This window comes from Bacillus cereus group sp. N8, assembly GCF_016483685.1.
Lineage (GTDB): Bacteria > Bacillota > Bacilli > Bacillales > Bacillaceae_G > Bacillus_A > Bacillus_A proteolyticus.
The window spans coordinates 748,041-762,162 of sequence record NZ_JAEHBK010000001.1; the positions used below are offsets into that span (position 1 = coordinate 748,041).

Consider the following 14,122-nt stretch of genomic DNA (forward strand, 5'->3'; position numbering starts at 1 on the left):
TTTAGTATAGTATTCGCCACAAATAAAAAGTGGCGTAAGACTCCCAGTTTATCCAATTTGCTGCAAAATCTTTTATTTCATTTTTAGTCGGTTTACTTTCGGAACCTGTTATAAATTTAATTGCATTATGCAAACCAACATCATCAATTGGAAAAGCTGAAGGAAATCGTAAACAGCGCATTAAAACATAGTTGGCAGTCCACGGTCCTATACCATAGATAGCAGTTAATTGTTTTTCGGCAATCTTTATATCCTGTGTTTGTAGTAAAGATTCTTTTGATAGTTTCCCTTCTGCAATAAGCTCCGCGATACCGATTAAATATTCACATTTTCTAGTTGTCATTTTTAATTTTTTGAGATCTTCTACATGTAGATTTGCAATTGTGTCAGGTGATGGGAATATCCAATGTTTTCTATCGTGCCATTCTACATAATTTCCGAATTGTTCGACTAATCTTCTTTTTAGAGTATAGGCATATGTGAGGTTAATTTGTTGACCGATAATTCCCCAGGAAAGTGCTTCAAATAAATCTGGAATACCTAATGTGCGAAGCCCATAATACTCTTGAATAGGACCTTGAAGGAGTGGGTCATGTATAGCTAATTTATAAAAGGGAGCTAAATCAGTAGTTAAATCAAACCACTCTTTTACATAGTTAGCTACAGCATCGCATATCCATTTTTCAGAGATATATAATTCTCCTAAAAAACGTACTTGAATATTGCCATCAGTATTCATGCTAACTTCAATTAAAGGATTTACATCTTGAACAGGGATGACTTTATAGATTTTGTCATCTTCAATGTGAAACATACATTCATTGTTAGAACGTGATAGATAGCGCAAGTTTTCTTGAAAACTAAATTCTTTCGGAACAGTTAAAGTTAATGAGTCATAGCTAAGTTCGGTCATATAGGTTCCACCTGTAACGTTTCTAATGTAAGCAATTCTTTCTTCATTTCTAATCCTCCTCTAAAACCAGTCAGTTTTCCATCTTTTCCTATAACACGATGGCAAGGAATTGTAATGAGAAGGGGATTGGCGGCAATAGCAGTAGCAACGGCACGCACAGCTGTAGGTTTTTGAATGCTTTCCGCGATTTCTGAATAAGAATATGTCTTTCCATAAGGAATTTCACGTACCATATTCCAAACAGATAATTGAAATGCAGTTCCGTAAACATCGATAGGAATTGTAAAGGTTTCTAGTTTGGTTTCCAAATACTCGATAAGTTCTTTTGTATATGTTTGCAGATAATCTGGATTTTGGATGAATGTATGTTGTGGCAGTTTTTTGCTAGCCCACGTATTTAGTTCTTCAAAAGTTTCATTTTGCGATCCGATAAAGCATAATCCATTTGAAGTAGCTGCAATATGCATACGCCAATGTTTATGAATAAGCAATGTCCAATATATAGTTTTATTTTCATATGGTTTCATTATTTCATACCTCTTTTGTTCCGTTCTTTTTTCGATATTCAGTAGGAGTAAATTCGGTTTTCTTTTTAAATAAAGTTGCGAAATACTCTGGGTTTTCTATCCCAACAGCAGTGCTAATTTCCTTGATAGATTGATTTGTATGTGAAAGGTATTCTGCCGCTTTAACAATCCTGATTTGCTGTAAATATTCTATTGGACTTTTCCCTATCAATCTTTTGAAAGTGCGTTGTAAATGAAATGGGCTACCGTGGCACATTTCTGCGAGTGTGTCGAGAGTTAACTCTTCGTCATAATGCTTTTCAATATAGTCTTTAATTTGTTTTACCCACTCTTCATTAGGCAAAGCAATCCCATTTGGTTTACAACGTTTGCACGGACGAAAGTTTTCATGCAATGCCTGCTCTGCGTTTAGAAAAATTCGTACGTTGTTTTTATTCGGTATTCTTGATTTGCATGATGGCCGGCAAAAAATCCCGGTTGATTTCACAGCATAAAAGAATTTGTTATCATAGGAAGAATCATTATGAATAATAGCTTGCCAATGCTCACTTGTTAGCGTAAACTCTTCATTTTGCAAAGATCATCACCTCTGAAATTAGTATAACCTGAATCATGTGCGTATGTACGTATTCATAAATGTAAGAGCAAGATTACAAAGATGAAACTATGATAGGTTATCTATTTTGTGTTAGCATGAACTTTGAAAGTGAACATCAAGAGGAGGACTATAAGTGAAGTTAATTTCATGGAATGTAAATGGTTTGCGTGCAGTTATCGCGAGGGGTGGTTTTTTAGAATATCTTGAGGAATCCAATGCAGATATATTTTGTCTACAAGAAATTAAATTACAAAGTGGACAAATTGATTTAAATCCCGAGGGATATTATACATATTGGAATTATGCTGTGAAAAAAGGTTATTCAGGAACGGCTATTTTCACGAAAAAAGAACCGCTTTCTGTTACATACGGTTTAGGGATTGAAGAACATGATCAAGAAGGACGCGTTATTACATTAGAATTTGAAGATTTTCACATGATAACGCTATATACACCAAATTCAAAACGGGGATTAGAACGTTTAGATTACAGAATGAAATGGGAAGATGATTTCAGGGCCTATATAAAGCGATTAGATAAAAAGAAACCAGTTATTTTCTGTGGTGATCTAAATGTTGCCCATAAAGAAATCGATTTGAAAAATCCGAAAAGCAATCGGAAAAATCCTGGTTTTTCGGATGAAGAAAGAGAGAAGTTTACAAATATTTTAGAGGAAGGCTTTGTTGATACATATCGCTTTTTATACCCTGAGCAAGAAGGCGCATATTCATGGTGGTCATACCGTATGGGAGCAAGAGCGAAAAATATCGGGTGGCGCTTAGACTACTTTGTAATTTCTGAAAGGCTAAAACATAAAATTACCGATGCGAAAATTAATAGTGAAATAATGGGATCCGACCATTGTCCGGTTGAATTACATATGGATTTCTAAAAAAAGAAGTATCTTCCTGAGAAAAGGAGATACTTCTTTTTTTGTTCAGTTTGTTAAAATTTTTCAAATCATTCTTGAAATAATTAAATATTAAATATATACTTAATAACGATAATCATTATCAATGATAATAGTTATCGTTGGTGGGAACGGCAAATAATTTCATACTAGGGGAAGTGAACGAGGATGAATCTTCATTTTACATAGATTTGTTAATGATGTGAAATATAGATGAAGGTTATGTTTCATATAATTAAGTTTAGTTGTTGGAATAATATATTTAAAGATTTCGAGAGGAGATATATCAATATGAACAAGAAATTATTTACATTAGGGATGGTAACAGTTTTAAGTGTAGGTTTGGCAGCATGTAATAGTGCAGACAACACTTCTGGGGAACAAAAGCAACAAACAAAAGCTACGGAAACGAAAAAAGATGAAACGCGAAAAATTACATATTTAGGTAAAGAATATACAGTACCAGCAAAAGTAGATAAAATTGCGACGGCTAGTTTAGAGTCAATGGAAGATGCGGCAGTACTTGGAATTAAACCAGTTGGTGCAATTACTGTAGGCGGTAAATTACCAAAGTATCTTGAAAAAGAATTAGAGGGTGCAAAATCTGTAGGTGAAAAGATGCAACCGAACTTTGAAACATTGCTTCAATTAAAACCAGATGTTATTACATCTAGTACGAAATTTCCAGCAGAAACAGCTGAAAAGTTTACGAAAGTAGCTCCGACGTTCCCAGTATCACATGTTTCAACAGATTGGGAAGATAACTTAAAGCTAATGGGAGAACTAACTGGTAAAAAAGATAAAGCAGAAAAAATTATTAAAGATTACAATGCGGACGCTGAAAAAGCAAAAGCAAAACTAGGAGATAAGTTAAAAGATAAAAAAGTACTTGTTATAAGACTAAGAGCAAACGAATTATTCCTATATCCAGAAGGAGTATACTTTAACCCTGTGATTTATAAAGATCTTGGACTAACTGCTCCAGAACAACTTAAAGCTGTAAAAGCACAAGAGAAAATTTCATTTGAAAAACTTGCTGAACTTAACCCAGATTATATTTTCTTACAATATGAGGCAAGTGAAAATAAAAACCCGAAAGTGCTAGAAGAAATTGAAAGCAATCCAATTTGGCAAAGTATGAATGCTGCGAAAGAAAAGAAAGTATTTGTAAACGTTGTAGATCCAATGGCACAAGGTGGTACAGCTTGGAGTAAAACAGCATTCTTAAAAGAAGCAGTGAAAAATTTATCTAAATAATACAATAAGTAAGGTGCGTTGAATGATATGCAGAAAACGAATGCAGTACCAGTAACCATTTTATGTATAGCACCCATATTGATTTTAATTATCGTTATACTTTCTGTTTTATATGGTGCGAAAAACATTGATGCTGAAACAGTGTGGAATGCATTATTTCATTTTGATTCAAGTGATGTAAATCATAATATTATTATTACTTCACGTTTACCAAGGGTAGTTGCAGTTCTTTTAGTCGGAGCATTTCTAGCCATATCAGGAGCACTTATGCAGGGGATGACAAGAAACTATCTTGCATCCCCTTCTATTATGGGTGTGACGGATGGGGCAGCCTTTGTTATTACAATTTGTATGATTTTTCTTCCGGGAATGTCATCAATTGGTATGGTTTTATGTTCAATGATTGGTTCTGCACTAGGAGCCGGTATCGTGTTTGGCTTTGGTTCGCTCCTTCAAAATGGCTTATCACCAGTTAGGTTAGCAATTATCGGAACAGTTATTGGAACATTTTTAAGTAGTGTATCTGCTGCAATGGCTTCATATTTCCAAATTTCTCAAAATGTTAGCTTTTGGTTTAATGCAAAATTAGATCAAGTGGACCCGAATATTATTAAAATCACGATACCTTTTGGGATAATTGGAATAGTTTTAGCGCTGTTAATATCAAAATCTATTACTATTCTTTCTTTAGGAGAAGAAGTTTCTATTAATCTAGGGCAGCGTACAAAGCTAGTTAAAGCGATGGCTATTTTATCAGTTATTTTTTTAACGGGAACAGCAGTTGCTTTAGTGGGGAAAGTTGGTTTTGTAGGTTTAATTATTCCGCATATTACTCGCTTTTTAATTGGGGTAGATTATAAGTGGATATTGCCATGTGCAGGTGTTATTGGTGGCGTTTTCTTAGCGTTATGTGATGTTTTAAGTAGATTTGTAAATTATCCATTTGAAACGCCAATTGGAGTCGTAACATCTTTAATTGGGATTCCTTTCTTCCTTTATTTAATCCGTACAAGAGGAGGAGAGAGACATGCTTAAAAGTTCAAGTCAACGTTTTGGAATGACGATGGGGATTATTATATTTTTAATACTATGTGCTATTTATATTAGTTTAACGAATGGTACGTTTGATATTACGATTATAGATGTATTTAAAACACTCCTTAGGATAGATCCAGTACCAGACCATGATTTAGTTATTTTTGAATTTCGTCTTCCGCGCATAGTAATTGCTGGATTAGTAGGATTAGGTCTCGGCGTTGCGGGTGCTGTAATTCAAGGGATTACGAGAAATGGCTTGGCGGATCCAGGTATTTTAGGAGTAAATGCAGGTGCAGGAACAGCAATCGTAATTTTTATGTTTTTCTTTCAAGGGCAATTAAAGAGCACAGACTGGGTTTCTATAATGATGATGCCGATGTTTGGCTTAATAGGTGGATTAGGTGCAGCGATAATGATTTATCTGTTTTCTTGGAAAAACGGTAAGCTAGACTCGCAGCGACTTTTATTAACAGGGATTGCAATTGGATCAGGATTTGGAGCCTTTTCTATGTATTTATCACTCAAAATGAAGTCAACTGATTTCGAGATGGCTGCAGTATGGGTGTCTGGAAGTATATATAGTGCGAACTGGAAGTATATTGTTGCGATGTTGCCGTGGCTTATCATATTAATTCCTCTTATACAAAAGAAAGCTTATCTATTAGATTTATTCCAATTGGAAGAAACGAGCATTACAAGTTTAGGTGTTTCGGTAGAAAGAGAGAAATCTATTTTACTATTAAGTAGTATCGGACTTGTGAGCGCATGCGTTGCTGTTTCAGGAAGTATTGGTTTCATCGGACTAATGGCACCACATATAGCGAAAAGACTTGTTGGTATTCAGCATAAGCATATAATTCCTACGTGCGGAGTAATAGGAATGTTTCTTGTAATTGCCTCAGATTTTATTGCAAAAACAGTTTTCACACCTGTAGAGTTACCAGTTGGAATTGTTATTTCTATTGTCGGTGTACCGTATTTCTTATATTTACTTTATAAGGCGAAAGCGTAAGAGGGGGAATAAAAGTGAGTATTTTAAGTGCAAAAAATTTAGAAACGAGTTATGAAAAGCTTACCGTGTTTCGCGATTTAAATGTGGAAATACAAGAAGGAAAAGTAACGACAATTATAGGTCCGAATGGGTGCGGAAAATCAACTTTGTTAAAGACAATGGGACGGATTTTAAAACAAAAAAGCGGTAAAGTGTATTTGCAAGGGCAAGATTTAAATACAATTCCGACGAAAGAAATTGCAAAGCAGTTAGCTTTACTTCCACAAACTCCAATTGCACCAGGAGAGCTTAAAGTAGAAGAATTAATTTCTTATGGACGTTATCCTCATCGAAATAACGTAAATAAGTTAACTTCAAAAGATAAAGAGATGATTGATTGGGCACTAGATATAACGAAAACTTCTGAATTTCGAACGAGACAAATTGCAAATTTATCGGGTGGTCAACGACAAAAGGTATGGTTAGCGATGGCTTTAGCACAAGAGACAGAGGTATTGCTGTTAGATGAGCCAACTACATACCTTGATATGTCTCATCAATTAGATGTATTACAAATTGTGGAGAAATTAAATAAAGAACATAATTGTACAGTCGTAATGGTACTACATGATATTAACCATGCAGCGAGGTTTTCAGATGAAATTATTGCAATGAAGGAAGGGGAAATTGTTACAACTGGTAGTCCGGAAGAAATCATTACAAATGAAGTATTAAAAGAAGTATTTCATATTGATGCGCGTGTCATGATTGATCCGTATAACGGCTCTCCCGTTTGTTTCGGCTACGATAGCGTTGTATCGCAAGAAGAAAAAGTAGAAATATATGTAACAAGTTAAAAAGGGGGGATATAGGGTGAATACTACTATTGAAAAACAGCAGATTATTACATCTAATACAGAACAGTGGAAAATGTATTCGAAATTAGAAGATAAAGAATATCAAATTCATATTTCAAAGCCGAAGCAACCAGCAGCAACGTCAGGATATCCTGTCATATACGTCTTAGATGGCAATGCCTTTTTTCAAACATTCCATGAAGCGGTTAAAATACAATCAGTTAGAGCAGAAAAAACAGGTGTTTCACCAGCCATTATAGTCGGTATTGGTTATCCGATTGAAGGTGCATTTTCAGGAGAAGAAAGATGCTATGATTTTACGCCTAGTGTAATTTCAAAAGATGCCCCGTTAAAACCGGACGGTAAACCGTGGCCTAAAACAGGGGGAGCGCATAACTTCTTTACTTTTATTGAAGAAGAATTGAAACCACAAATTGAAAAAGAATTTGAGATTGATAAAGGAAAGCAAACGTTATTTGGACATTCTTTAGGTGGTCTATTTGCTTTACATATACTATTCACAAACGTAAATGCCTTTCAAAATTATTTTATAAGTAGTCCATCTATTTGGTGGAATAACCGATCCGTGCTTGAAAAAGAAGGGAACATTACAAATGAATTAAATAATGCTAAGTTTGAAACGGGAGTATTCCTTACAGTTGGCTCATTGGAACGAGAGCACATGGTTATAGATGCAAATGTATTATCAGAACGTCTACTTCAATTAAAACATGAGAAGTTTAGGTATAAGTTTTATGAAGCTGAAGGAGAGAATCATGCATCTGTTGTGCCGACTTCTTTAAGTAAGGGGTTACGATTTATTAGTCATGTGTAGAAGGTGTACGCGATATACATAATCTTCATATTGGGACAATTACTTCGGGATTAGATGCATTAAGCGTCCATGTAATGATTGTTTAATAAAATGCAAAGAAAGGGCTATGGGGAAATTCCTCATAGCCTTTTGTTTTTGTAAGCAGAATTGTCCTTTTTGAAAGTTTTGTTTCAACTTTTCGTCTAAAGAGACAAAAAGTTGTCACAATTCAGTCACAATTAGCATAAACATAATATAGACGAAATGAACTTATTTCTAAAAAAGCTTGGTTAATTTAATTCATGATTAGTAGAGCTAAAAAAATGCGGATTAAAAGTTCACTATATTCTCAAGGAGGTAGATCGTATGAAAACTATTCTTGCTATCGCTGGGCTTATTTGGGTTTTATCACATGGTATTCCAATTTATGAAGGAGAACAAATTCGCAGTGCTCTGAATAAAAATTTTAATGAATATCATATCATTGATCGACAAGACAATGTTGTTACTGTCCGAGTAAAGGATTGTTTTCATACGGTAACCGTTGAAGGAACTTCTGTAGTGAATGATACAAAAGTATGTGATCAACAATAATTATATATAGGAAGAAAAAAGTTTCAATTTAAATATGTGAAGATTGAGACTGTTACATTTGTGGGCGAATAATAAGCGGGGATGGACAATCCCCGCTTATTAATGTTTCATTTTATCCCGCATTAACTGCCCGTAAAAGCCCGATTCGTTAGGAAAAATAATCAGAGGGGGATGGACAAAACTCCCTCTGATTAAAGTTTTTCTTTATTGAGTTTTGATGGAAGATGTAATGATTTTTTTTAAAAAGGACAGGGTATAATGATAATGGGGACTGAGAAGTCAATAAATTGTTAAGAATAATCATAAAGTGGAAATATACTCATGTGGGGTATCATACATAGATGTTTGATGCTATAATTGGTATACTCGTAAAAATAATTGTTTTATTGGTTGAAGAAAAATTTTGAGAAGGTGATAATATGGATCATAAAGAGCATGAATCAGTAACACATAGATCAGAAAAAGAAAAAGAACAAATTATAAATAGATTAAAGCGAATTGAAGGGCAAGTCCGTGGTATTCAAAACATGATTGAAAATGATCGGTACTGCGTTGATATTTTAGTGCAAATTTCAGCGATTAATGCAGCGATGAAAAAAGTAGGAATGGGTGTTCTCAAAAATCATACAAGTCATTGTGTTTCAGGAGCTATTAAAGATGGTAATGGTGACGAAGCAATTGAAGAATTAATGACAGTATTTGAACGTTTTTCAAAAGCGTAAAAACAAGCTAGTATTTAACTGGCTTGTTTTTTTGTTTATCCGCATATAGAACTTAGGTGTATTGATGTGAAAAATTGTGTATAAAATAAATTTTTAGAAAATAATTGAAAAATCATGATACAAAACCATTGATTACCTTAGGGGGGTATGGTAAGATAGGGTTGTGATTAACAAACAATGAATGAACAAGAGGAGGGTTTTAAATGGAACAGTTAACATTAAAAGTTGAAGGTATGTCTTGTGGCCATTGTGTAAATTCTATCGAAAGCAGTGTGAAAGAGCTAAACGGTGTTGAACAAGTGAAGGTTCAATTAGCAGAAGGAACTGTTGAAGTTACTATCGACTCGTCTGCCGTAACACTAAAAGATATCGTTGCTGTAATCGAAGATCAAGGATACGATGTTCAATAATTATTTTTAGATATGGAAATAAATCGTACTTTAAACGAAGTACGATTTATTTTGCTAATAATTATACCTCATAAGGGTATATAGAGGTGAGAGACATGAATGAACAAAAAGAGGCCAATCTTCAAATATCAGGAATGACATGTACGGCATGTGCAAATAGAATTGAAAAAGGTCTGAAAAAAGTAGAAGGTGTTCATGATGCAAATGTAAACTTTGCACTGGAAAAAACAAAAATAATGTACGATCCGACAAAAACAAATCCGCAACAATTTAAAGAAAAAGTTGAATCGTTAGGATATGGAATTGTAAGTGATAAAGCTGAGTTTACTGTTTCAGGAATGACATGTGCAGCTTGTGCGAATAGAGTAGAAAAACGTTTAAATAAGCTGGGGGGTGTGAATAAAGCGACAGTAAATTTCGCTTTAGAATCGGCAACAGTAGACTTTAATCCTGATGAAGTCAATGTAAATGAAATGAAGAGTGCGATTACAAAGCTAGGATATCAATTAGAAGTGAAATCAGATGAGCAAGATGCATCAACGGATCATCGATTACAAGAAATTGAACGACAAAAGAAGAAGTTTATTATTTCGTTTATTTTATCATTCCCATTATTATGGGCAATGGTGAGCCACTTCTCATTTACATCGTTTATCTATTTACCTGATATGCTTATGAACCCTTGGGTGCAGCTAGCCCTTGCAACTCCAGTACAGTTTATAATTGGAGGCCAGTTTTATATTGGTGCTTATAAAGCGTTACGCAATAAAAGTGCCAACATGGATGTTCTCGTAGCACTTGGAACCTCTGCAGCGTATTTCTACAGTGTGTATTTAAGCATTAGGTCGATTGGTTCTTCGGAACATATGACAGATTTATATTTTGAAACGAGCGCAGTACTTATTACATTAATTATTTTAGGTAAATTATTTGAGGCAAAAGCAAAAGGACGTTCATCAGAAGCAATTAAAAAGTTGATGGGTTTACAAGCGAAGACAGCTACAGTTGTGCGAGATGGAACGGAAATGAAAATTTTAATCGAAGAGGTAGTAGCTGGTGATATCGTTTATGTAAAGCCTGGTGAAAAAATACCAGTAGATGGTGAGATTGTAGAAGGAAAGTCAGCGATTGATGAATCGATGTTAACGGGTGAAAGTATTCCAGTTGATAAAACAATTTGGGATGTAGTAATCGGTTCTACAATGAATAAAAATGGATTTTTAAAAGTTAAGGCTACTAAGGTAGGTAGAGATACTGCATTAGCTCAAATTATTAAAGTAGTAGAAGAAGCTCAAGGATCGAAAGCGCCTATTCAAAGGGTAGCTGATCAAATTTCTGGTATTTTCGTACCAGTTGTAGTTGTGATTGCTATTATTACATTTGCGGTGTGGATGATATTTGTTACACCTGGTGATTTTGGCGGAGCGCTTGAGAAAATGATTGCAGTACTTGTGATTGCTTGTCCATGTGCTTTAGGTCTTGCGACACCTACATCTATTATGGCTGGATCAGGAAGGTCAGCTGAGTATGGTATTTTATTTAAAGGTGGAGAGCATTTAGAAGCAACGCATCGATTAGATACTATTATTTTAGACAAAACGGGTACAGTAACAAATGGAAAACCAGTATTAACAGATATTATTGTAGCAGACGGATTTGAAGAGAAGGAAATATTAAAATTAGTCGGTGCAGCAGAAAGAAATTCTGAACATCCACTTGCAGAAGCGATTGTTGCAGGAATTAAAGAAAAGGGAATTGATATCCCAAGTTCAGAAACGTTTGAAGCAATTCCGGGATTTGGTATTGAATCGGTTGTCGAAGGAAAACAATTATTAATTGGTACACGCCGATTAATGAAGAAGTTTAATATTGATATTGAAGAAGTTTCTAAATCAATGGAAGAACTAGAGCGAGAAGGAAAAACAGCAATGCTTATTGCGATAGATAAGGAATATGCTGGAATTGTTGCTGTTGCGGATACTGTAAAAGATACTTCAAAAGCAGCTATTGCAAGACTTAAGAAAATGGGTCTAGACGTTGTTATGATTACAGGAGATAATATACAAACTGCTCAGGCAATCGCTAAGCAAGTTGGTATTGATCACGTAATTGCAGAAGTATTACCAGAAGGAAAAGCAAAAGAAGTGAAAAAACTTCAAGCTCAAGGTAAGAAAGTAGCAATGGTTGGGGATGGAATAAATGATGCTCCTGCACTTGCTACGGCGGATATCGGTATGGCAATTGGAACCGGAACGGATGTAGCGATGGAAGCGGCAGATATTACGTTAATCCGTGGTGATTTAAATAGTATTGCTGATGCAATCTTTATGAGTAAAATGACTATAAGAAATATTAAGCAAAATTTATTCTGGGCATTAGCTTATAACGGCTTAGGAATCCCGATTGCAGCGTTCGGTTTCTTAGCACCTTGGGTTGCAGGAGCGGCGATGGCATTTAGTTCTGTATCGGTCGTATTAAATGCATTGCGATTGCAAAGAGTGAAATTAAAATAATGAAATTTAAATCTATAGGGTAATTGAATATGCTTTTAAACAAAAAACAATACTTTGAAATAAGTATTGTTTTTTGTTTATATAGAAAGAAAAAAGATATAATAAAGCAGAAATATTGAATACTAGATGATAGAAAAGTTAAATGATAGTTTAGTAAGGAGGTTCATATATGTTAAAAGATACGATCATTAGAACATTCCATAAAGAGGATTTAGAACAAGTATTACAGTTGTTTTATGAAACAGTTCATACAATTAATGCAAAAGATTATAACGTGTTACAGCTACAGGCATGGGCACCAGATCGACTAGATAGAGAAAGTTGGTTACAGTCTTTAGAGAAGAATATTAGTTATGTAGCGGATCATAACGGTGTGATAGTGGGATTTGGGGATTATAATGATGATTATTATGTAGATCGCTTATTTACGCATAAAGACTATCAAGGGAAAGGGATAGCTTCATACATACTACAGAAGTTAGAAAAAGAAGCAGTGAACTTGGGGCATAGGGAGATAAATACAGAAGCGAGTATTACAGCAAAACCTTTCTTTGAAAGGAAAGGTTTTATTTGCATAAAGGAACAAAAGAAACAGCATAATGGTCAGATTTTTATTAATTATATAATGAAAAAATAGCCCTCTCGTAAACGAGAAGGCTATTTTTTCATTATTTTACAGCTTCTTTAAGTTCTTTACCAGCTTTGAAAGCAGGTACTTTAGAAGCTGCGATTTGCATTTCTTCACCAGTTTGTGGGTTACGGCCTGTACGAGCAGCTCTTTCGCGTACTTCGAATGTACCGAATCCGATAAGTTGTACTTTTTCACCAGCAGCTAAAGTGTTAGTGATTGATTCTACTACAGTTTGTACAACTACAGTAGCTTCTTTTTGAGAAATCTCAGCATTTTGTGCTACGTTTTTAATTAATTCTGTTTTGTTCATGTTTTTCACCTCATATGTAAATAATGCTATTTAAGTTGTTATTATAACGTATAAAACATTCGAGAACAAGTGTACGTACATATATTCGCAAAAAAAATGAAATTTGTAATATTTTTCAGGATATCTGTATAGTCGTTTTATTTAAGCGGATACAGATTTTTTCTTTAATTCAGTTTGCTCTTTATTGGAAGATAGTTTCTTATTATAGGATATGAAATAAGGTAACGCTACAAATAACATACCTCCTACTAAGTTTCCGAAGAAAACAAAAATGAAGTTTGGAAAATATTCAATCCAATTTAAATGACCAGAAAAAATTGCAGCTGGGATGACAAACATATTGGCTACAACGTGTTGAAATCCAATCGCAACAAAAGTCATAACAGGGAACCAAATGCCGATAATCTTTCCGATAAATTCTTTACTTCCCATACTGAGCCAAACAGCTAAACAAACGAGCCAATTACATCCGATTGCAGAAATGAAGGCTTGCAGTGGGGTATCTTGTAGTTTAGCTTGCGCAATAGAAACTGTTTTCGCTAAAAAAGCACCCTCTGTTAATCCAACGATATGACCGAAAAAATAAGCAACGAATACAGCACCTATGAAGTTGCTAAACGTAACAATGACTAAATTTCGAATGAAGTGAAATAAGTCAATTTTTTTGTGGAGCCACGCCATTGAAACGGTCATCATATTGCCAGTTACTAATTCACCACCTGCAAGAATAACGAGTATAAGACCGATAGGGAATACAGCAGCGCCTAGAAAACTAGTAAATGATCCCCAAGACTTTGGCATTGTTCCAATAACATGAATATCGAGTAAATACCCTAATGCTATGAAAGCACCGCCAAAAAAACCGAGAATTAGCATAGGGAGTAATGATAAATGCGCTTTTTTTCTTCCGGAATTCGCAGCAAGTTCCGTAATTTCTTCGGGTGTAAATACAGACATGAATAATCTCTCCTTAATAAAATGATAGAATGAATAGAAGGAACATTTTTAAGAATCTATGTATTATAAAAATATGTTAT

At 34.6% G+C, this 14,122-nt stretch carries 16 protein-coding genes; 11 read left to right on the forward strand and 5 right to left on the reverse strand.

Features of this window, described 5'->3' with window-relative positions; genetic code table 11:
• Position 1: 1 nt before the first annotated feature.
• The 3 genes from JDS80_RS03930 to JDS80_RS03940 are packed head-to-tail and all read right to left on the reverse strand — an operon-like array spanning position 2 to position 2,017.
• A complete protein-coding gene (locus tag JDS80_RS03930; RefSeq protein WP_071746728.1) occupies positions 2 to 913 on the reverse strand; it encodes a DNA-3-methyladenine glycosylase family protein in 912 nt (303 codons plus the stop codon).
• Positions 910 to 1,440 (reverse strand): methylated-DNA--[protein]-cysteine S-methyltransferase, encoded by a 531-nt coding sequence (locus tag JDS80_RS03935; protein WP_098888211.1) that lies wholly within the window; start codon positions 1,438 to 1,440, stop codon positions 910 to 912. Before JDS80_RS03935 ends, JDS80_RS03930 begins: the two co-directional genes overlap by 4 nt.
• A gap of 4 nt (positions 1,441 to 1,444) precedes the next feature.
• Complete coding sequence (locus JDS80_RS03940) at positions 1,445 to 2,017, reverse strand: bifunctional transcriptional activator/DNA repair enzyme AdaA (protein WP_071746726.1); 573 nt, start codon at positions 2,015 to 2,017, stop codon at positions 1,445 to 1,447.
• A gap of 154 nt (positions 2,018 to 2,171) precedes the next feature.
• Here JDS80_RS03940 and JDS80_RS03945 point away from each other — a divergent pair, with 154 nt between their 5' ends.
• From JDS80_RS03945 to JDS80_RS03995, 11 genes are all read left to right on the forward strand, one after another.
• Positions 2,172 to 2,930 (forward strand): exodeoxyribonuclease III, encoded by a 759-nt coding sequence (locus tag JDS80_RS03945; RefSeq protein WP_071746725.1) that lies wholly within the window; start codon positions 2,172 to 2,174, stop codon positions 2,928 to 2,930.
• 309 nt (positions 2,931 to 3,239) lie between these two features.
• Complete coding sequence (locus JDS80_RS03950) at positions 3,240 to 4,205, forward strand: iron-hydroxamate ABC transporter substrate-binding protein (protein ID WP_071746724.1); 966 nt, start codon at positions 3,240 to 3,242, stop codon at positions 4,203 to 4,205.
• A 27-nt stretch (positions 4,206 to 4,232) separates the two neighbouring features.
• Positions 4,233 to 5,240: a FecCD family ABC transporter permease gene (locus tag JDS80_RS03955; RefSeq protein ID WP_199637128.1), complete on the forward strand. Its 1,008-nt coding sequence runs from the start codon at positions 4,233 to 4,235 to the stop codon at positions 5,238 to 5,240.
• Positions 5,233 to 6,255 carry a FecCD family ABC transporter permease gene (locus tag JDS80_RS03960; RefSeq protein ID WP_098888209.1) on the forward strand — a complete coding sequence of 341 codons (1,023 nt, stop codon included), beginning with the start codon at positions 5,233 to 5,235 and terminating at the stop codon, positions 6,253 to 6,255. Before JDS80_RS03955 ends, JDS80_RS03960 begins: the two co-directional genes overlap by 8 nt.
• A 14-nt stretch (positions 6,256 to 6,269) precedes the next feature.
• On the forward strand, positions 6,270 to 7,091 hold the full coding sequence (locus tag JDS80_RS03965) for an ABC transporter ATP-binding protein (protein WP_000025778.1): 822 nt from the start codon (positions 6,270 to 6,272) through the stop codon (positions 7,089 to 7,091).
• A gap of 16 nt (positions 7,092 to 7,107) precedes the next feature.
• Positions 7,108 to 7,926, forward strand: coding sequence for an alpha/beta hydrolase (locus JDS80_RS03970; protein ID WP_071746721.1), 819 nt, complete (start codon positions 7,108 to 7,110; stop codon positions 7,924 to 7,926).
• A gap of 345 nt (positions 7,927 to 8,271) precedes the next feature.
• The gene (locus JDS80_RS03975) at positions 8,272 to 8,499 is read left to right on the forward strand and encodes a hypothetical protein (RefSeq protein WP_071746720.1); all 228 of its coding nucleotides are present in this window, start codon (positions 8,272 to 8,274) and stop codon (positions 8,497 to 8,499) included.
• 419 nt (positions 8,500 to 8,918) lie between these two features.
• Positions 8,919 to 9,221 (forward strand): metal-sensing transcriptional repressor, encoded by a 303-nt coding sequence (locus tag JDS80_RS03980; RefSeq protein ID WP_000349641.1) that lies wholly within the window; start codon positions 8,919 to 8,921, stop codon positions 9,219 to 9,221.
• Between the two features lie 203 nt (positions 9,222 to 9,424).
• Complete coding sequence (gene copZ, locus JDS80_RS03985; RefSeq protein WP_002014669.1) at positions 9,425 to 9,631, forward strand: copper chaperone CopZ; 207 nt, start codon at positions 9,425 to 9,427, stop codon at positions 9,629 to 9,631.
• A gap of 95 nt (positions 9,632 to 9,726) precedes the next feature.
• Complete coding sequence (locus tag JDS80_RS03990; protein ID WP_098888207.1) at positions 9,727 to 12,144, forward strand: heavy metal translocating P-type ATPase; 2,418 nt, start codon at positions 9,727 to 9,729, stop codon at positions 12,142 to 12,144.
• A 169-nt stretch (positions 12,145 to 12,313) separates the two neighbouring features.
• Positions 12,314 to 12,781, forward strand: coding sequence for a GNAT family N-acetyltransferase (locus JDS80_RS03995; protein ID WP_199637130.1), 468 nt, complete (start codon positions 12,314 to 12,316; stop codon positions 12,779 to 12,781).
• Between the two features lie 31 nt (positions 12,782 to 12,812).
• Here JDS80_RS03995 and JDS80_RS04000 read toward each other — a convergent pair whose 3' ends face one another.
• Positions 12,813 to 13,085, reverse strand: coding sequence for an HU family DNA-binding protein (locus tag JDS80_RS04000; protein ID WP_001043904.1), 273 nt, complete (start codon positions 13,083 to 13,085; stop codon positions 12,813 to 12,815).
• A 141-nt stretch (positions 13,086 to 13,226) separates the two neighbouring features.
• Complete coding sequence (locus JDS80_RS04005; RefSeq protein ID WP_199637132.1) at positions 13,227 to 14,042, reverse strand: formate/nitrite transporter family protein; 816 nt, start codon at positions 14,040 to 14,042, stop codon at positions 13,227 to 13,229.
• Between the last annotated feature and the right edge of the window lie 80 nt (positions 14,043 to 14,122).